At 37.1% G+C, this 21,081-nt stretch carries 13 protein-coding genes and 1 tRNA gene; 7 read left to right on the forward strand and 7 right to left on the reverse strand.

Annotated elements, in window-relative coordinates; all coding sequences use genetic code 11:
* Nucleotides 1–13: 13 nt before the first annotated feature.
* Genes HMPREF3034_RS06290 through HMPREF3034_RS06310 form a run of 5 tightly spaced genes read right to left on the reverse strand, consistent with a single transcriptional unit; the run spans nucleotide 14 to nucleotide 10,112 of the window.
* Nucleotides 14–1,387, reverse strand: a complete 1,374-nt coding sequence (locus HMPREF3034_RS06290) for a nucleobase:cation symporter-2 family protein (protein ID WP_231725620.1) — start codon at nucleotides 1,385–1,387, stop codon at nucleotides 14–16.
* Complete coding sequence (gene xpt / locus HMPREF3034_RS06295; RefSeq protein ID WP_036899830.1) at nucleotides 1,380–1,952, reverse strand: xanthine phosphoribosyltransferase; 573 nt, start codon at nucleotides 1,950–1,952, stop codon at nucleotides 1,380–1,382. The genes HMPREF3034_RS06290 and xpt overlap by 8 nt, the downstream gene beginning before the upstream one ends.
* 52 nt (nucleotides 1,953–2,004) lie before the next feature.
* Nucleotides 2,005–4,878: a PD-(D/E)XK nuclease family protein gene (locus tag HMPREF3034_RS06300; protein WP_036899827.1), complete on the reverse strand. Its 2,874-nt coding sequence runs from the start codon at nucleotides 4,876–4,878 to the stop codon at nucleotides 2,005–2,007.
* A 5-nt stretch (nucleotides 4,879–4,883) separates the two neighbouring features.
* Nucleotides 4,884–8,087: a UvrD-helicase domain-containing protein gene (locus HMPREF3034_RS06305; RefSeq protein WP_062434109.1), complete on the reverse strand. Its 3,204-nt coding sequence runs from the start codon at nucleotides 8,085–8,087 to the stop codon at nucleotides 4,884–4,886.
* Between the two features lie 3 nt (nucleotides 8,088–8,090).
* Complete coding sequence (locus tag HMPREF3034_RS06310; protein ID WP_036899823.1) at nucleotides 8,091–10,112, reverse strand: DUF5686 family protein; 2,022 nt, start codon at nucleotides 10,110–10,112, stop codon at nucleotides 8,091–8,093.
* 133 nt (nucleotides 10,113–10,245) lie between these two features.
* Between HMPREF3034_RS06310 and HMPREF3034_RS06315 the strand changes: the two genes are divergently transcribed.
* Nucleotides 10,246–11,739 (forward strand): glycoside hydrolase family 10-like protein, encoded by a 1,494-nt coding sequence (locus HMPREF3034_RS06315; RefSeq protein ID WP_062434112.1) that lies wholly within the window; start codon nucleotides 10,246–10,248, stop codon nucleotides 11,737–11,739.
* 8 nt (nucleotides 11,740–11,747) lie between these two features.
* Nucleotides 11,748–13,001 (forward strand): D-alanyl-D-alanine carboxypeptidase/D-alanyl-D-alanine-endopeptidase, encoded by a 1,254-nt coding sequence (locus tag HMPREF3034_RS06320; RefSeq protein ID WP_062434114.1) that lies wholly within the window; start codon nucleotides 11,748–11,750, stop codon nucleotides 12,999–13,001.
* Between the two features lie 121 nt (nucleotides 13,002–13,122).
* On the opposite strand, the gene HMPREF3034_RS12585 is transcribed toward HMPREF3034_RS06320, so the two are convergent.
* Both HMPREF3034_RS12585 and ppdK read right to left on the reverse strand, forming a co-directional pair.
* Nucleotides 13,123–13,193 (reverse strand) — tRNA-Cys (locus HMPREF3034_RS12585).
* A 176-nt stretch (nucleotides 13,194–13,369) separates the two neighbouring features.
* Nucleotides 13,370–16,093, reverse strand: coding sequence for a pyruvate, phosphate dikinase (ppdK, locus tag HMPREF3034_RS06325; protein ID WP_062434117.1), 2,724 nt, complete (start codon nucleotides 16,091–16,093; stop codon nucleotides 13,370–13,372).
* A 317-nt stretch (nucleotides 16,094–16,410) separates the two neighbouring features.
* Here ppdK and trxA point away from each other — a divergent pair, with 317 nt between their 5' ends.
* From trxA to HMPREF3034_RS06350, 5 genes are all read left to right on the forward strand, one after another.
* Complete coding sequence (gene trxA / locus HMPREF3034_RS06330; protein ID WP_082721714.1) at nucleotides 16,411–16,887, forward strand: thioredoxin; 477 nt, start codon at nucleotides 16,411–16,413, stop codon at nucleotides 16,885–16,887.
* A gap of 325 nt (nucleotides 16,888–17,212) precedes the next feature.
* Nucleotides 17,213–18,457, forward strand: a complete 1,245-nt coding sequence (locus HMPREF3034_RS06335) for an MFS transporter (protein ID WP_062434120.1) — start codon at nucleotides 17,213–17,215, stop codon at nucleotides 18,455–18,457.
* Entirely contained in the window at nucleotides 18,450–19,013 is a 564-nt protein-coding gene (locus HMPREF3034_RS06340) for a DUF151 domain-containing protein (RefSeq protein ID WP_036899812.1), read from the forward strand. Before HMPREF3034_RS06335 ends, HMPREF3034_RS06340 begins: the two co-directional genes overlap by 8 nt.
* Entirely contained in the window at nucleotides 19,013–19,744 is a 732-nt protein-coding gene (locus HMPREF3034_RS06345) for a 16S rRNA (uracil(1498)-N(3))-methyltransferase (RefSeq protein WP_036899810.1), read from the forward strand. The genes HMPREF3034_RS06340 and HMPREF3034_RS06345 overlap by 1 nt, the downstream gene beginning before the upstream one ends.
* Nucleotides 19,741–21,081 carry a DUF4836 family protein gene (locus HMPREF3034_RS06350; RefSeq protein WP_082721715.1) on the forward strand — a complete coding sequence of 447 codons (1,341 nt, stop codon included), beginning with the start codon at nucleotides 19,741–19,743 and terminating at the stop codon, nucleotides 21,079–21,081. Before HMPREF3034_RS06345 ends, HMPREF3034_RS06350 begins: the two co-directional genes overlap by 4 nt.

Raw genomic sequence — 21,081 nt, forward strand, 5'->3', positions numbered from 1 at the left:
CGCGACAAATCTATTATTCCTGTTCTTCTTTGATATGGATGAAAGCATTTGCAAGAATAGCAGTAAGACCACCGGTTGTAATACCAGAAGAGAATATATTCTTGATAGTTTCAGGCATTTGGTCAAGTATTCCCGGCACCATTTCAACACTGAGTCCCATAGCAAAGCTAAGTGCAATCACTAATATAGCTTTTCTATTGAGCCTAGTAGACGCAATAATCTTAATACCTGCGGCAGCTACTGTTCCGAACATGAGGAGGGTAGCACCACCAAGAACCGGATCGGGAATTAACGAGAAGATCAATCCTACAATAGGGAACAGGCCTAGTACAACCAATGCGGCTGCAATAAAGTATCCAACATATCTTGATGCAACACCCGTAAGTTGAATCATACCATTATTTTGTGCAAAGATGGAGTTAGGGAAAGAATTAAATATAGCTGCAAGGAAAGAATTAAAACCATCGGCGAGGATACCACCGGAGGCTCTTTTTATAAAAACAGGACCTTCTACCGGTTCTCCGGAAATCATAGAGTTGGCAGTGATGTCACCATAAGCCTCGATGGCTGTAATTAAGTAAATAAGTCCCAGTGAAATGATTGCTGAAATATCAAAATTTAGTCCATATTTAAATGGGATAGGAATGTTAAAATGGTTGTATGAACTTATCTCACTAAAATTAATCATATTGAGTCCAATAGCTACTCCACATCCTATCAATAGTCCCAAAACTATAGATGACATACGAAGAAATCTATTGCTACTTCTGTTGAATAGTATAATAGAGACAAGAACCAATGTGGCGAGTGCAAGATTGGTAAGGCTTCCAAAGGTACCATTAGCTTGGGCTGCAGCGCCACCACCGCAAGAATTAATACCGGCTTTAATAAGACTCATACCGATGAGCGTTACTACAATGCCAGATACTAAAGGAGTGATAATTTTACGTGTATATTTCAGTAAACGGCTGATAAGCATTTCTACAACAGAAGCAACCATACAAGCTCCAAAGATGTAGCTAAGGGCTAATTCCGTGTTTAGTTTACCAGAAACCATGCCTAAAGCTCCTGCTCCGATAATAGGACCAATAAAAGAGAAGCTAGTACCTTGAATACATAGTAAACCTGTACCGACAGGACCTAGCTTATGGCATTGTATAAATGTAGCGATACCTGATACAAATAATGACATGGAAACGAGGAAACCGGTAGTTCCAAGGTCAAATCCTAGAGCACTTGAAATAATCAAAGGTGGGGTAATGATTGCTACGAAGATAGCCAGTAGATGCTGTAGTGCTGCGAAAAGAGTTTCTTTGAGTGGTGGACGATCGTTAAGACCGTAGATAAGTTCTTTTGGTGAATAGTTGTTAGCCATGTTTTTATTCATCTCTTAATTTGATTTCACAATTATCAAGAGAGTCTACAATAGCCAAGGACTCGCATCTGACACCTTCGGCCTCAATGACATCACGTCCATGTTGGAAAGCTTTTTCGATTATAAATCCCATACCCACTAATTCGCATCCCGCTTGTCTACATAGAGCAATGACTCCTTTGGCAGCATTGCCATAAGCAAGGAAGTCGTCGACAAATAGTACCTTGTCGTCTTTTGTGAGATAATCTTTAGAAATGACAACATGGTATTCGCGCTGTTTAGTGAAAGAGAAAACTGTAGTTGAAAGCATGTTATTCATTGTTGATGGCATCTTTTTCTTGGCAAAAACTACAGGTAAATCCAATAGGAAGCCCATCATAATGGCCGGAGCTATACCAGAAGCTTCAACTGTGAGAATTTTATTAATTTCAGTAGAAGCATATCTTCTTATTAGTTCTATTGAAATTTGTTTCATCAGATTAGGATCCATCTGATGGTTAATAAACTTGTCTACTTTTAGAATTCCACCCGGAAAACATTGGCCATCTTTGAGAATTCTGTCTTTTAATGCTTTCATTGATTTTAAATTTGATGTGCAAAGGTACTCATAATATTTGAATGTATATAATTCAACACTTGCAAATTTTCAGATAAGGACAATTTATACACCGATTATTGTCGCTAGTAGGAGAAAATGGTATGTGCGAATTAAATAATTCTTCTAGCTTCTGTTTCAATAATTCTCTATATATATGGCTATAGTCTTGTATGTCCGAAATCCTATTACCATTGATTTTTAGAGTAGATTCAAAGTCTTCTTTGATTGCATGTTGGATGAATAACAGGGAAGGGGATACAGGCAAGTTTGAAGGATTTTCCTTATTGTCATTTCTAACAATTATGGCATAAAGCATTGCCTGCAGAAAGTAATCTGTATGATTTTTTAAATTCGTACCGGCAAAAATGCTTTCTACATCTTTAACACTCATCTTGTCATTGCTACCGGTCTTGTAATCTATGACACGGATAGAAGACTCTTGATTTATAGCTTCAATACGATCTAAGCGGTCGATACTCCCATAAAGTACCAAATTCTTTTTCCCTCTTTCTGTATTAAGTTCAATAGAAGTCTCAACTTTTTTTTCTAATCCCAAAATTCTAAAAGGAGTATGCTTTACATCCAATTTTAACAATTGTCTAAGATAGGTCAATAGTACTTCACGATTGATAAACTGTAAACCGCTATATTCTAATTTTACCTGATTCGACGTCTTAAAGAGTTCGGTTCTAAAGGCTTCATCTATATAGTATTCTAATTTTAGACGATCTTTTCCTTGAATAACCTGCTCCAAATCTGATTTCGTAACTAAACGCTGTTGCTCCAAGAATGGTTGATAAAATAATTCTGCTGCTTTATGAAAAATATTACCAAAGACGCGATTGTCTACTCCCTCATCATCGGCGTTATCTGGTTCTGCTATGCCGGCTATATATCTATAATAAAACCTTAATTGGCATCTGATGTAGGTGTTAATTGCCGTGGGTGATAAGCGTTCTATATTTGTTAGTATATCATAAGCTTCTCCTTCTTTTGAAATCTGTTTAGCTATCCCCGGACTAGGAGCTTTATCAGAATTCATGATGTAACGCTTAATATTATGGGGGCTTTCTACTAAGAGCTGGAGCATAAATCTACTCATCTCTCCAGTTTGTCCGTCTGTCGTAGAGTTATTATACGTGATGGTTATATCTTTAGCTCGCTGAAGTAGTCTATTGAAATAGTATGCATAAATAGACACCTTATTATCTATTGTAGTAAGGTTGAAAGCCTTTTTAATAGAATAAGGTATGAAAGATGTATCATGAATCCCCTTAGGCATATTACCTTCGTTGCATGAGAGTATCAATAGGTGGTCAAAGTCTAGATTTCTAGTTTCGAGGACTCCCATGACTTGGATACCTACTGCAGGTTCTCCATGGAAAGGAATGGTAGTGGTCTGTATAAGTTGATTTAACAGCTTTTGAAATGTTGTAAGGTCAACATCTAGATCACCATTTATAACAAGTCCAAACAAACGATTTACAAGGGTATAAGTTTTGAAAATCGATTCTTGAAAGAAAGGAGAAGTTTCCTCGACTCCCTCTTTGCTGTCTCTAGCATAGTTGATGCCTATTTGTTTGAGAATTTGAACTAGCCAAGTTGTTATTTCGCCAATGTTATCATGGAATGTAAAGAGGTGCTTTAAATCTTCGGTTATTGACAACTCATCAGTAGAAAAATAGAATTGTCTTTTTTGATGTATGTGATCTAATAATTCCCTTGTATATGATGTGATTAATCTTGCATGAGGATGTCGTAAGACTTTCTCTATCCAATGTGTTCGAAATTTTTGTGTATCTCTTCTGTATCCTTGTAGTTGGAGTACTACGAGTAATCGTATTAAGGAGGCTATGGGAGTAAGTTGCAAAGGATAACCTGTAGTAATATTTATCTGCTCTGCTTCTGCTGGTATGCTATGAATAATAGTTGGTAATAGATTCTCATTACATAAAACAATAGCACTCTTCTTGCCAGCTTTTATACGATTGCTATCGCGTAACCATTGACCAACATATCTAGCTTGCATATTCTCTGTAGGGGAAGCTATAAATGAAAAGTCCTTTGGGCTAGACATATTATTATATATTTCGGCAGAAATAGTATCCAACTCATTTGGGTAACGCATAAGATGCTGAGCAATATAGTATCCTGCTTCATTTTGATGAGAGATATAGCTATTGTCAAAATCCCAATAGAAGAATGCTTTTCCTTCTTTTTTTAGCCTGTCGCAGAGTTGTAATTCAACCTTTTGCATCATGTTGAATCCAACAAAAAGATAATAATCGTATTGAAAAACTATATTATTATCTTCAGCCACCTCTCTATATAATTGTCCTTCATAGGCTAACCCTTGCGACCGAAGAGTATCTCTAAATTGATTATAAATGGTATCAAGATGATTCCATAGGTTTTCAAATCTCTGCTTTAAGAGAGATTGGTGATCTGCAGGGAAATTGGAAAAAAACTTCTTTAAAGTTTGTATCTGTTCTTCATTTAAATAAGATGAATCGTCCAGCCTGTGTATATCTTTGAGATTGGTGAAAAGTGTTTGGGCTGATGCCATGTTTTTATCAATGTCATCAAAATCGTTTAATAATATTTGTCCCCAACTATAAAACTGATCTAATGTTTCTATTGATTGGGTACATGATACGAATACTTTATGTAAATCACAGACTAGCTTAATAGAATCGGCAATCTTTAATGTGGAATGTTTACAAAATAAATCGCTAATAGTAATGTAGTTAGGACTCCAAATGGGACTATCAACCATTCTAGCTACTTCTTCATTCAAGAATAAAGACGCTCTCTTATTTGGAAAAACCACTGCAATATGGGAGAGGTTGTTACCAAATTTCTGAATGATATTTTCTGCTACATGATGTAAAAAAGATGTTGCCATGATTCTTATTTAACTTCTTTAATTTGATTAGAGTACACAAACCAAAGATAACCTTTAACATAGGTATATCCCATATCAGTCAAAATTGTTATATATTCCCTTACCTGTTGTTCGTATTCTGGATGATAAATGCCAAACTTAAAATCAATTACAATAACCTGTCTGTCGTTAACCATGACACGATCGGGACGTCTAACTTCAACAATATTGGACAACTGATTGTAACGTAAGATGTTACATTCGTTGAAAAGTTGCCAGTTGCCAGAAAACCATTCTTTAATAATAGGATGCTCAAATCGCTTATTAATTAGATTGGATATTCTATCATAAGTAAAAGAGCTATCATTGTCATCAAATATTCCCTCCATTTCTAGTTTGCTAAGAATTTGAGGTATATCTTTTGAAGTGTTGATGGAAGAGAATATTTTGTGTAAAATATTGCCATGGAGAATATAGTTAGTTCTCTCCGTCAGAGAGATTTCTTTATCCATGTTGTTAATGAAATCGTTGCTACTATTGCTTTGCCTAAATGTAAGATTGATGGTAGGGCGATTTTGTATTTGTAAATCCATCTTAAGATAGTTTGGAGTAAATACATTGGCTTCATCTTGTTTGTGGCTTTTTTCCGTAGACTCAATATCAAGTTCACCTTCTTCAAATGAGTAACCTTCTATAAAGTCTTGAATAACTTTGGAACGACCAGATTCTTTATCGTCTTGTTTGCCATATACAAACAAATTTCTTTTGGCTCTTGTAAAAGCTACATACAATAAATTGATATTATCAACTACATTCTGTAGATATTCATGATAATAATCTTCTTCATAGATGGAACCAACCATCCATTTGGAAGAGTAATCAACAGGGACGATAGGTAGGAGATTGTATGGGTATTCTTTTGGGGAACACCAAATCTGCCTGTCGGTTCTGTCTAACTTCCAGTCACAAAACGGAATGATGACATGGTCAAATTCCAATCCTTTACTTTTATGTATTGTTATAAGTCGAATACCGTCAGTTTCGGTTGTCTGTATTGTATTTTGATGTAAGTTGTCATCCCATTCCTCTAAAAAGGAGCCAATATCAGGAATATTGTCTTGCATATATCTTTCTAAAATATCATAGAATGCACAGATATATGTATTTTGTGACTGTATGGTCTCGATATGGAAAATGCTATATATCTTTTCGACCATATCTATTATCGGCATGTGTTGTAGCTCTTCGATATGTTCTGAAAATTGTTTTGGCAATATGTCGTTGATATGTTCTGATTTCTCAATTACTACATTGCTAGTTACATTCTTTATATAAGTATTATATGCCTTGGATAAAAAAGCTCTAGCAATAAGGTCATCCGGTCGCGCGATAACTTTCATGGCATTTATGAGAATATTTACAGCTATAGATGAATCTAACCGAAAGGCTTCGTCTGAAACGATTGGGATGTCGGGCCATGTAGCTGTAAAGTATTCACTGATGGTTTGTATGCCTTTGTTGTCTCTTACAAGAATAGCAATGTCATGTATTTGAGCGCCATTTACCAGAAGAGTGTGAATCGTGTCTGCAACGCTTTGAAGCATGGCCTCTTGATACAAATCGTTAGAATTAAGTAGCTCTATTTTAATGAGACCCTTAGGTTCTTTCTCTGCAGGAATTTCTTGGACAACATCTGAATATGCCCTTTTCAACTCTTCGGCTTCTTTACTTTTTAGTTCTGTGAGTTTGTCGTACTCAGCCTCAACAACTTGAGTGAAGAAGCGATTATTAAATTCTATAATATTTCTGTTGGAACGATAATTAGTACTTAGTGAATGGCATGCTACTGTTTCTGTATCCTCAAACTGCTGGGTAATATTATTTAAGAGTCTCCAATCTCCAGAGCGCCATCGATAAATACTTTGTTTTACATCTCCGACAATAAGGTTTGGGCTATATCCGTGACTCATGCATTCTAGTAAAAGTGTTTTGAAGTTTTGCCATTGGACAGTACTGGTATCTTGAAACTCATCTATCATAATATGTTCTAGCTGCGAACCTATCTTCTCGTAAATAAATGGTGCATCGTTCCCTTGTATCATCTGTGAGAGCAATGTTTGGGTATCACTTAACAAAAACCTATTTGATAGTTGGTTGATTTCATGAACCTTGTTTTCTATACTATTTAATAGTCTCAATTGGTACATGTGTCGAAGGGTAAGTGTGGCACTTTTATAATTACGTGCTTCTACTACTCTTATTGATTCTGTTGCGTGGAGGAGGGGAGAAAGTTGAGTTTTTGCTAATTCATAAATAGGCTCTCCATCTTTACAGAACTTTTTAGTTACCCATGCATCAGGGTTTTCTGATGCGTTTTGAGCTGATTTATTGTAGATCTTTTCATCTTCCCAAAACTCTCCAGATTTTAATTTTAGAAAATAGCCGCATGCCCCTCTGTCTCCCTTACTAAAATCATTAATATTAAATCCATGCTTTTCTACTATATCAAAGAATATTTGTGCTTGAGCAGCCATTTTATCTTTAGCTTCTTGCTGAATCTTTTTAATCTCCTTCGTATATTGATAGAAAAACTTATCATCACCAATGGTGGCACGGAGCTTTTCACTATGTTGCTTATAGTACTCTTTAAAGATACTCTCCCCAAACGACTTGATTTTTCCAATGACATTCCAAGATTTGCCATCATCCATATTTTCTTGAATATAGTCAAGAATCCAATAGATGATTTTATTGCCTTTTTCTAATTGGTCTATTAGTTCGTCAGTTGCCTGATGTTCGATTTGAATATCATTGAGCCCTACGTTAAGTATTGCCGAGAGCTCTAGTTCTCTAGCAAGATTTCTCAAAATGGTTTGGAAAAAGGCATCAATGGTCTCTACCTTAAAATAGTTATAGTTGTGTAGAAGGTTATGGAGGGCTTGACCACAGCGATTCATTATGATTTTTATTGGTAGTTTTGTTTCGGCTGCAATCTTGTCTAAATAAGGCTTGCTAGCTAGTTGGTTTTTCCAAATCCCATAAAGCTGCCCAAGAATACGTAGTTTCATCTCTTCGGTAGCTTTATTTGTGAAGGTAACAGCTAAAATTGATTTATAGTTGACATTTTCATCAATTAGTAATTTGATATATTCTATAGTAAGCGTGAATGTCTTTCCCGAACCTGCGCTAGCCCGATATACTGTTAAAGTATTATTTTGATGTTGAGTCATAATCTACCAGTGTCTAAATAATTCGAAACCCAATTTACATCCGAAATCTCTGAATCGTCCATTTTCATTATTGACGAACATACCGATGGAGAATAATCTTGTTGTAAACCCATATCCCATTTCTATGTATGGATGAATTGTTTTCACACATAAACCACTAAGATAGAAACGTTCCATTTCTATAAAGTGACCAACCAATGGAAGTCTTGAAATAAATAGTAATGGGCTTTCGTATGTAAAATTCGTTCTTGCGTACCATTTAGAGGCATTATATATGTTAGAGTTTAGTAATTCAAATTCGCCACTCCAGTCGTCGTTCCAACCTCCGGGAAGATTGTTCTCTCTAAAATTCTCAAAATCAAGGAAATAAGCGGACTCACCTTTCTTGGTATATAAACCGGTACCAATTCTCATTTGTAGAGATTGGAGACGTGTCAGACGTTTAATCCATTGCATATCTAACTCCCAGCGTTCATAATTAATATCTCCACCAAGAAAATTCTTTATACCGCGTTCATAATCTAATGCTATCAAAGGCCCGTTCCAAGTTCTTGGACGCCATTGAATTTCGGCCATTGGAGCTACGGATACATAGTTAGATGGTAATCCTGCGGCTTCATATCTTTCGTGTTCCATGGCTGAGCGCTTATGAGCAGAGATTCCAACTTGAAAGCTTATGTATTTATTAATATCAAGATTATTCTTGATTTTTACATGCATGTCCTTGAAATATTTACTTCGGCTATAATCACTATAGGTAGATTTAACTCTCTTTTTATCTAGTTCACTTTCTATAAGTTCATTTCTAATCCAGTTCCCGTTTTCTAGCTGCATTTCTATATAAGCATTTTTTTGCTTATTATAATAAAATACGGTTGGAAGTTTGAAATAGAATTGATGTCTTTTAAATGAATAGCTCGATTTTAAGCGAATATAAAACTCTCTATTGGAATCAAAATCATAGTTTGTTCTTAAATCAAGTTTGTAGATGAATCCGCGTCTATCGTCATATCCCATATAAAGAGGATTAAAGATGGGATCCATCCTAAAATATCCTTGGTTTGCTTTTCCATAGTTAGATCTAATTCGGTTTAAAATATTGTCACCAATTATATCCCATAATATTTTTTTTAGTGGACTTGTAGTTTTGGGTTGAATTGTCCTTGTTTTGATTTTGTTGAAATACTCTGTATACGTATTTTGCTCTTCTGCAGAGAGAGGAATAGGGCGCAATTTTTCCATGAGCTGGTAATCATGGGAATCACCAATGCTATCCGTAAAATGTGGAGTTAAGCCATATACAGCTTGAAAGTGTCCATCGGTTTTATTGCCCAAGAAAGAGAAATTACAGGTCAGTATAGCTTCTTTTGGAACTAATGCATACGCTCCATTTCTATTCATATTTAAATTCAGGGTGAATTTGACCATATCGTATTCACCATTTATTAGCGTTTTAATAATGCTGCCGGTTTCAATATCTATAAGTGCTTGACCTTTTATCAGTTGTGTGTTCTTCAGTCGTGGCTTGAAGTGTAGGTTTGCTATTCCATTTTTCATAAATGCAATGGAATATTTATAATATCGTCGATTATAATAATTAAAAGGAGATAATAGGTTGTCACCAATCATTGTCTCTGCATAAAGTCGAGGTGTAAGATATTTCAGCACGTTAGACATGCTCTTTTTATGATGGGGTACTGTAGTTACATCTAGCAGATTGCGGGTTGAGTATCTCTCAATATTTTGTGAAGTAATTTGTTCTAAGGTCTCACCTATATACTTTCGGCTCTCTCCATGTGCTACAGCATACATCGTAGGAACCGCTAATAAAATAAAGTTACGTTGTTTTACATTTAATGAGTATTTGGTATAAGTATAGGATGTATTTGGCTTGATATTCGTAGTGTCAACAGTTGCTGCAAATGAGAAAACTCGGTGTAGCAAGAGCGTATCAGAATGCGCTTTTGCAAATACATTGGCAGATGACAGTGCCAGTAAGATTATATAGAGCCATTGCGTTTTCATCAAATTGTATTTAGGCCAAAGTTAATAAAAAGCAATCGAATACAAAAAATAATGGTGTTTTTTTATTAACTTTGCCATCTGTCTACCAGTTATTTTACTGTTCAGCCAAATATGTACATTACACTTATTTAATATGAAACGCTTAATATTTCTATTTTTGATTTTTCTTTTATTGATTCCATGTTTTGGTCAAGCTCAAAATAAACGTGAGTTTCGTGGAGCATGGATTCAGTGTGTCAATGGCCAATTTCAGGGGCTAGGCAGTCAAAGGATAAAACAAATGCTAACTAGCCAATTAAATGAACTACAACGGGATGGGGTTAATGCTATTATCTTTCAAGTAAGGGCTGAATGCGATGCTCTTTATGCTAGCCCATACGAACCTTGGAGTAGGTTCTTGACTGGCCAACAAGGATTGGCGCCACAGCCCTTTTGGGACCCGTTAGAATGGATGGTAAAAGAATGTCATAAGCGTGGAATGGAATTACATGCATGGATAAACCCTTTTAGGGCGAAGACAAAATCTACATCAACGTTGGCTTCAAATCATATTGCTATTTTACACCCAGAGCGTGTCTTCTCATATGATGGTCAATTTATATTGAATCCCGGACAAGCCGTGAATAGAGAATTTATATGCCGCATAGCTACCGATATTGTAAAACGTTATGATATTGATGGCTTCCATATTGATGATTATTTCTATCCGTATCCTGTAGCTGGTTCTATGATTCCTGATGATAAAGAATATGCCGAAAGTAGAAATGGTATTAACAATCGTGATGACTGGCGAAGATATAATGTGAATCTATTTATTAAGCAGTTGTCTGATTCTATTCATTCTGTAAAACCTTGGGTCAAGTTTGGAGTCTCACCGTTTGGTATATATAGAAATAAGGCAAATGCTCCACTGATAGGAAGTGAGACTAGGGGATTACAGAACTATGATGATTTGTATGCTGATGTCCTTTTATGGGTTAATAATGGCTGGGTAGATTATTCTGTTCCACAGTTATACTGGCAGATTGGTCATCCTACAGCAGATTATGCTACTCTTATTCGCTGGTGGAATCGACATGCTTCTCATAGGCCTCTTTATATCGGCGAGAGTGTAGAGCGCTCTGTTAGTACTCCGGATTTAACTGATCCACAAAAAAATCAGCAAACCGCAAAGTTTGAACTCCATAAACAAATGCAGAATGTAAAAGGAACTGTCTTGTGGTATGCTAAAGCTGTTACAGATAATATGGGTAACTATGGTACAATGTTGCGTGAACATTATTGGAGAAATCCTGCACTCCAACCTCAAATGACATTTATTGATGATAAAGCACCAAAGAAACCTAAAAAGGTGAAGCCGGTGTGGACGAGCGATGGTTATATTCTATTTTGGAAAGCGCCTAAAGCGAAGAAATGGTATGATGTTGTGACCAAATATGTTATCTATCGTTTTAAAAAAGATGAGAAAATAGACATAGAGAATCCTAATTGTATTGTAACGATAACCGATAACACCTTTTATAAATTGCCCTATGACAAAGGTATGGAGAAATACGTCTATGTTGTAACGTCTTTAGATCGCATGAGCAATGAGAGTAAAGGGGTAAAGAAAAAAATTAAGTTGTAGAAGGTTAAATGAGTAGAAGGATTATTGATAATAGGTTATATTCTCCCTTGCATGTAATTGTAGTATTGGTTGTAATATTTTTATTCTATGCATGTGGAAATGATAACAGAACGAAAGAAAAAAGACAAAGCCTAGTATCAGAGAATGTCGAAATTGATAATGCTCTGTATGAGCGACTCGTAGAATTTGCAGCGAAGCCGCGGGCAAAAGGAAATTTTGGCTTTTTTGTTTATGATCTTACAGCAGATAAGCCTGTCTACGGAGTGAATGAGAATGTAGCACAATCTTCAGCTTCATGCTTGAAGCTACTTAGTGGGGTTGCCGGGTTGCAATTGCTGGGTACTAAATATCTATATACAACATCTTTGTACACATGTGGAACTGTAAGTGATGGAATACTACACGGTGATTTAGGTTTTCGAGCGGATTTAGATCCACAGTTGCAAGGAACTGATTTCACAATGTTCGCTAAAGAGCTAAAACGGCGTGGTATTAAAAAAATCAGTGGTAAAATTCGTTTGGATTTATTACTTCATAAGCCAGTACAGAGTGAGAAGCATTGGTATCCTTGGGATTTAAGTTTTTCACACTATAGTATTCTTTACAAAGGAGCACCACGTGTTATACGTGACTTTAAGTCTTCACTTCGTTTATATGGAATCCAAGTGGCCGATAATCAATTTGTTATAGCAAAGATTTCCAAGAAATTTCATTGTATTTTTCGCTTTTATCGTTCAATAGACAGAGTGACGCGACGCATGTGGAAGAATAGTTCTAACACGCAAGCTACATCTATGCTCTACACTATTGGACATCGTGTGAATCCTGATATAGAACCAACTACCGCAGGTGTACAATATTTAAAGACCTTTTTAAAAGATACATTACAACTACATGATTCGACATTAGTTGTTCACGATGGTTGTGGATTATGTACTCATAATCATCTTTCACCAGTCGCTCTCACAGCAATATTACGCTATGGTTATCAACACAAATCTATTTTCCGTATGTTATACAATCAATTGTCTATTGCAGGTGTTGATGGTACACTGCGTAGAGAAATGTCCAGTTCTAAATTAAGAGGAAAGGTGAGGGCCAAAACTGGAACTCTTTCTCATCCTTATGGTATCAGTTCGCTTGCAGGATATTGTATTGGTAGTAATGGGCATCTTCTTGCTTTTGCTATTATGGATACAGATATGTCAGTGTTAGATGCGCGTGTGTTGCAGCGTAAATTATGTGAAGCATTGGTACAATAGGGGAAAAAGCATTTCATAGATAATATTTAGGCTCAAAAGATAGAATCTTGCTGAGTCTTTTTTGTATGTGTATTAACCAATAAAAATACAAAGAGTGAAGATAATTCTTCACTCTTTGTAGAGGTACCTAGCAGAGTCGAACTGCTCTACACGGTTTTGCAGACCGTTACCTAACCGATCGGCCAAGGTACCTTGTTAATTGCGGATGCAAAGATAGAGTATTTTTTTGATATAGCCAAAGATTTGTTTGCTTTTTCTGTAGATTTTTTCTCTGCATTGCGGGTTTGGATGGTGTATATAAAGTTGGGCGGAGATTCCTTTTAAGTTCAAAAGGTTTCCGCTCAACTTTTATTTAGTTCTTTCTTTCTTTATGCTTCTTCCACTGCTGCCTGCGCCGCCGAAAGTCTTGCAATAGGCACTCTATAGGGAGAACAGCTAACATAATCGAGTCCTACGCGATGGCAGAATTTAACAGAGGATGGTTCACCACCATGTTCACCACAAATACCACATTTCAGTTCAGGACGGGTATTGCGTCCCTTTTGAACTGCCATATCAATGAGTTGGCCAACACCGACTTGATCTAATACTTGGAATGGATCTACTTTCAATATTTTCTTATCTAAGTAGACCGGTAAGAATGTGGCGATGTCATCACGGCTATAACCGAATGTCATTTGTGTCAAGTCGTTCGTACCAAAGCTAAAGTATTCAGCCTTCGTTGCGATGGTTTCAGCTGTTAAAGCTGCTCGCGGAATCTCAATCATAGTTCCAACTTTGAATGGAACTTCTACATTCTCTTGCTCAAATAACTCCTTAGCCACTTTACGAATAACCCTTTCTTGCTCATCGAATTCATTTACTATACCGATCAAGGGAACCATAATTTCTGGATGAGGATCCAAGCCTTCTCGTTTTAGTTGGATTGCAGCACCAAGGATAGCACGAGTCTGCATCGCTGTAATTTCAGGATAAGTGTTTCCAAGGCGACAACCACGATGTCCTAACATAGGATTATGTTCGCTGAGGGAGTTGACACGTTGTTGTATCGTCTGTACAGAAACTCCCATCTCTTCGGCCATAATCTTTTGTCCTTCAATATCGTGAGGTACGAATTCGTGCAATGGAGGATCAAGTAAGCGGATATTAACCGGACAACCATCCATAGCTTTTAAGATGCCATAGAAATCTTGTTTTTGGAAAGGAAGAAGTTTTTCAAGTGCTTTCTCACGTCCTTCAGTGTTCTCAGCCAAAATCATCTCACGCATAGCTTTGATCTTTTCATTCTCGAAGAACATGTGCTCTGTACGGCACAGACCAATACCTACTGCACCAAACTGTCTAGCAATCTCAGCATCATGTGGGGTGTCGGCATTGGTACGAACAACCAATTTCGTATATTTATTGCACAACGCCATCAAATTCGCAAAATCACCTGTGATTTCTGCAGGCTTTGTCTGAACTTCACCTAAATATACCTCACCTGTACTTCCGTTTAGTGAAATGTAATCACCTTCGCGCAAAGTGATACCATCAATCTCTAATGTGCGCTCTTTATAATCGATATTGATGCCACCGGCACCAGATACACAACATTTACCCATTCCGCGAGCTACGACGGCAGCATGGCTTGTCATACCTCCGCGAGCAGTGAGAATTCCTTCTGCAGCACTCATTCCTGCTAAATCTTCGGGGCTGGTCTCTATTCTAACCATAATAATCTTATGTCCCTCTGCGCTCCATCTAGCAGCATCGTCTGCAAAGAATACAATTTGTCCACAGGCAGCACCCGGAGACGCTGGTAATCCTCGTGTTAACACCTTGGCTTGAGCTAGAGACAACTTGTCGAAGACCGGATGTAAGAGTTCGTCCAGCTTAATGGGCTCACAGCGCTGCAAAGCTGTTTTCTCATCAATCTCACCCTCTTTCAAAAGATCCATGGCTATTTTAACCATTGCCATACCTGTACGTTTGCCATTTCTTGTTTGCAAGAACCATAATTTACCTTCTTGAACAGTAAATTCCATATCTTGCATGTCATGGTAATGTTTTTCCAACTTCTCTTGGATGGTATTTAGCTGAGCATAGATTTCAGGCATTGTCTCTTCCATCGAAGGATACTTCGTGGCTCTAGTCTCTTCATCAATTTCCTGAAGTTTTGCCCAATTTTTAGAACCCGCCAAAGTAATCTGTTGAGGAGTTCTGATACCTGCAACCACATCTTCTCCTTGTGCATTTACTAGATATTCTCCATTGAATACATTCTCTCCTGTAGCTGCATCACGGCTAAAACATACACCGGTGGCACTAGTATCGCCCATGTTTCCGAACACCATAGCCATAACAGAAACGGCCGTACCCCATTCTTGAGGAATTCCCTCCATCTTACGGTAAAGAATTGCTCTTTCATTCATCCAACTATCAAATACAGCACAGATAGCACCCCATAATTGAGCCATTGGATCTGTTGGGAAATCTTTGCCAGTACGCTGTTTGATGGCAAATTTAAACAATTCTACCAATTGCTTCAGCTCTTCAACGGTTAATTCATTATCCAGCGTGATACCACGTTGACGTTTTACATCCATGATAATAGCTTCGAATGGGTCGATGTCTTCCTTGTTTACAGGCTTCATGCCTAATACAACATCACCATACATTTGGACAAAGCGACGATAGCTGTCGTATGCAAAACGTTCATTTTGAGTTTTCTTGGCAAGCCCTTCAACCACTTCGTCATTGAGTCCCAAATTCAAGATCGTATCCATCATGCCGGGCATAGATGCACGAGCACCAGAACGGACACTGACCAATAAAGGATTTTGAGGATCACCAAATTTAGAGTTCATCAATGATTCTATGTGATGAACAGATTGTTCTACTTCTGCTTTTAGTAGTTCAACAACAGCTTCTCGGCCTTTTTCAAAGTATTCATTACAAACATCAGTGGTAATTGTGAATCCGGGAGGGACAGGAATACCAATTAAGTTCATTTCTGCCAAGTTGGCACCTTTACCACCAAGCAGGTTCCTCATGTCCGCCTTACCTTCAGCTTTTCCATTACCAAAAGTGTAAACTCTTTTTTTAGTCATGTTAAAATGGAGTTATTTAATTATTGTTTTTATTATTCGTTTTATATTATAAGGTCAAACGCGTCAAGTTTGCACTCTCATGTAATTCTTTTGCAAATATAGCGTAAAAATATAAATGTACAAAGAATAGAGTCTCAAATTTGTAATCTCTACATTACATTTTTGCTGTTTCCGCAAACAGATAACCTTCTTATTATTCAATTCTTTATAAAATCCTATTTAAAAAGGATTAACTTCCTAATTCTAAATAGAATTACAGCTATCTTTGCCTTTATGAATTTAAAGAATTATCAATCTAAATGAAAGGATTCAAATAAATGAAAACAAAAATTGTATTAATAATAATGGCTGTAGCGTTTACATTTGTTGGTTGTAATACCTCCCCTCGTTCAGTAAAAAATGTAGCACAGCAAGTAGAGTCGAAAGAGAATTCTGAGAAAGCTGTACAAAGTCTAACCGCTCAAGAATTCAAGAATAAAGTCATGGATTATGAGAACGATAAACAATGGAAGTTTAAAGGTGACAAGCCAGCAATTATAGATTTTTATGCGACATGGTGCGGGCCTTGCAAAATGATGTCTCCCATTTTGGAACAGCTTGCAACCAAATATAAAGGACGTATCAATGTTTATCAGATTGATATAGATAAAGAGCAAGAGCTTGCTACACAGTTTGGTATACAGTCGATACCGACTTTTCTCATGATACCTAAAACCGGACAACCACAAATGATAGTAGGGGCACATAATCAGGCAGAGTTTGACCAAATTATAATGAATGTTTTACTAAAGTGATGGTTACTGCTGATGTGAACTTCTTATCGGTTACTAGATATCGTATATAAAATAGGTACATATTGTTAGAAACGCATGTTCTTGTCAACGAAGTTTAATAGACTGTCTAAGTTTATTAAGTTATGTTATAAAACATACATATAACTGCACTATACTTTGATATATTAAAAGATATAGTCTATATTTGCACTGTGTTTTTCATGGTATTAGATTATTAAGGTTAATAAAGATTGGTTGTCGTGAGACAATCAATTTTTTTTGTTTTATTCTTATTGTAATTGGTTGATTTACCTTATCTTTGCAACAAAGTAAATCAATAACACAGATGAATTTAAAAATACGTTTGGCACTGATGAACTTTTTGGAGTTCGCAGTGTGGGGGGCTTATCTGACTTCCATGGGAACCTATCTCGTAAATATTGGGATGGCTCAAAGCATAGGGTGGTTTTATGCAATACAAGGTGTTGTTTCTATATTTATGCCTGCATTGATAGGTATTATTGCTGATAGATGGATATCTGCCCAACGCTTATTAGGATTTTGTCACTTGATTGCCGGAGCTTTGATGTTGAGTGTTGCTACCACACAAAATCATGTTTTTTTATTATATTCCTTGAGTGTTGCGTTTTACATGCCAACCTTGGCATTAAGCAATTCTGTTGCATATTCTGCCTTAACGCAGGCAAATATGGATACTGTAAAAGCTTTCCCTCCCATACGTATCTTTGGAACTATCGGATTTATTTGTACGATGTGGTTGGTAGATTTAATGGGGTTCCAATCCAATCAGTACCAATTTGTAACATCGGGCGTATTTAGTCTAATCTTATTCCTATATACATTTTCATTGCCTGCTTGCCCTGTTAGTAAAGGTGATGATAAGAAAAGCTTGGTCGATGCCTTTGGATTACGTGCATTTACTTTGTTCAAGCAGCGTAAGATGGCTATCTTCTTTATCTTCTCAATGTTGCTTGGTGTAAGTTTGCAGATAACCAACGGCTTTGCCAATCCTTTTATCCACAGCTTTAAACCGATGGATTTATATGCAGATACTTTCGGGGTAAGCCATGCTAATATGCTTATTTCTCTTTCACAGATTAGCGAAACATGCTGTATTCTTCTCATTCCGTTCTTCATGAAGAAGTATGGAATCAAAAATGTTATGCTTATAGCCATGTTTGCTTGGGTTTTGCGCTTTGGTCTTTTTGCGTATGGAAATCCCGGCAATGGTGTATGGATGTTTGTTTTGTCCATGATAGTTTATGGAGTGGCTTTCGACTTCTTTAATATTTCGGGCTCGCTATTTGTCGATAAGTCTACAGATCCGGCACTCCGTTCGAGCGCCCAAGGACTTTTTATGCTCATGACTAATGGAATTGGGGCTACGATAGGAACTTTATCGGCACAGGCTGTGGTCGATCATTTTACACATGAACTAAAGAAGTTTGATGAAGTATTTGTTGTCGGTGATTGGCAATCTTGTTGGTTGATTTTTGCCGGCTATGCATTGTTGGTTGGTGTATGCTTTGCTTTGATTTTTAAACCGCAGCCGAAGGAGGTACATGAATAAGACTGAAATTATCTTTAAAAACATATCGGAGATAATTGGAACAAAAGATAAAGGACTTCTTGTCTTGGTAGATAAGGCCGAAGAATATCTGTTGTCAATAACATGTGAACGATATGACATGCAACTCTTCGACCTTTATTTCACAAAAGGCAAGATGTCGGAGCGTATGTTGCCTGCCGTTTTATGGAATATCATCAGTTCCGATCAATCCAATGCCTTTGAATTGTTAATATTAGATGTTGTGGATGGACAGTATATGACCGTATTGAATAATGTGGAGACATTAGACCAATATGCTATAAGAGCTACAGATGGAGTCCTTTTGGCTTATATGGCTAGACTTCCTATCAATATAGATACTAATCTTTGGGAGCGCCAAAGGGTGCCATACAATCCCAATGGAAATGGAGTGGCACTCCCTGTGAATGTCATTAGTACTCCTATGCTTAAGGAAGCATTAGAGCGTGCTATTCGCGATGAGGATTATAAACTCGCCTCTAATCTTAGCGAAGAGTTGAAAAGGCGTACCGATATAACTGATGATTCAAATAAATAATGAAAGAATCTCATTTTTTTTATGTATCGACTCTTCCCGAAACGGAAGAGTTACCATTAGATGAAGCCCAACACGCAATACGCGTATTGCGCCTTAAAACAGGCGACCAATTATGGTTATTAGACGGAGTTGGTAATTTCTATCAAGCAGAAGTAACTTTGACAACATCGAAAAGATGTTTATTCCGAATACTTGATATGATTTCTCAACCTAAAGGTTGGTATGGAAGTATACATCTAGCCATTGCACCAACAAAGAATATTGACCGTATGGAGTGGATGGTTGAGAAAGCTTGCGAAGTAGGTATTGACCATTTTTCTTTTTTACAATGCAAGTTTTCTGAGCGTAAAGTCTTGCGTATAGACAGGCTTGAAAAAATTATGGTTTCGGCTGTTAAGCAGAGTAGGAAGTCCATGATGCCTACTATCAATGAACTATCTTCGTTTGAAGAGTTTATAACCTCTCCTCGCAAAGGGCTTAAATTTATAGCACATTGTTACCCAGAAATAGAAAGAGAAGATTTCTTTAATATTTTACAGCAAACAGATGCGAATGAGGATATTACAGTATTGATAGGGCCAGAGGGCGACTTCTCTATTGACGAGGTGAAGTTTGCTATGGACAATGGTTATAGTCCTATATCATTGGGGAATAGTCGGCTACGGACGGAAACGGCCGGACTGTATGCTGTTATGATGTCGCAATTGACTAAAAGAAATTTAGAAGTATGAAACATTTTAGGATTATCATAGGAGTATTATTAGTGAATTTGCTATTATCTTGTTCGGATAGTAGCTATTTGAATCCTATTCCAGCAGAATCAAAAGCTTTAATAGCTATTAATCCTGCCAAGATGAGTGGCATTGATAATGTTATTGTTTTAAAGTCACTTCTTCACTTGAAGAAATTAGACAAGACGGGGATAGACCTTTCACAACGTATCCTGCTGTTTGAATCGCCTGATGGGAATTTAGGGGCATGCATGAAAATGCGAGATAAGGACGATTTTCTAAAAACATTGGACAATTTAAACGAGCAAGGAGTATGTAGCAAAGTACAATCTTTCAGAGATTATAATTTTGCTGTGTTGAGAGATTCTTGGCTCGTAGGTTATTCTGATAAATCGCTTTTGATAATGGGACCTGTAACGGTATCTGGCCAAAGTCAAATGCGACAACAGATGGTAAAATATTTGAATCAAGATGAGGATGAAGGTATCTTGAGTAGTAAAATCTACGAGAAAATCGATTCACTGGAAGCTCCCATGTGCATGGTGGCACGGGCAGATGCCTTGCCTGAACAGTTGGTAGCCCCTCTGACTATCGGTATACCTAAAGGTGCTGATGCGTCAAGAGTTTATATTTGTACAAATGTAGAGAAGCATGGAGAATGTTTATTCTTTGATGGGAAGCCGTTTGCATTTAATCGTAAGGTGAATGAGTCCTTACAAAACGCATTGGCTATTTATCGCCCAATCAAAGGCACATATGCGAATACCATGCATCCCGAAGATGCTATTGGCATCTTTATGGATGTGAATGGAGAAGCCTATTTACCTGTTTTGCAGAATAACAAGGGATTCCAAGTACTACTTTCCGGAATTAATTCGGCAATAGACATGAATAATATATTAAGGAGCATTGATGGTGAAATGACTTTGATAGGGAGGAATGATAAGGCAAGTCAAGGCATCTCATTAGTAGCCCAACTAGCTCATACAAAATGGTTAGCCGATGTTGATTATTGGAAACAGTCTTGTCCAGCAGGCAGTAGCATCGTCGATTGGCAGAAAGATGCATTCCATTTTTCTGATGGAAAGGCTGATTTCTACTTTGGAGTAACGCCTGATAAGCAATTCTATAGTGGTAGTACACCAGAAAAGGCTTTATCTACCATCGCTAATCAAGAGAATAGACCGACAAGAAATGACCAACAGTTGTTTGCCGGACAACGCTTTGTCATGATGGTCAACCTTAATCATATTGGGACAGAAAAGGGTAATATGGTTGGGGATTTTATCAGTCCTATCTTTGGAAAGGTTAGCCAACTCGTTTATAGAATCAAATAA

It is taken from the genome of Prevotella sp. DNF00663, from assembly GCF_001553265.1.
Taxonomy (GTDB): domain Bacteria; phylum Bacteroidota; class Bacteroidia; order Bacteroidales; family Bacteroidaceae; genus Prevotella.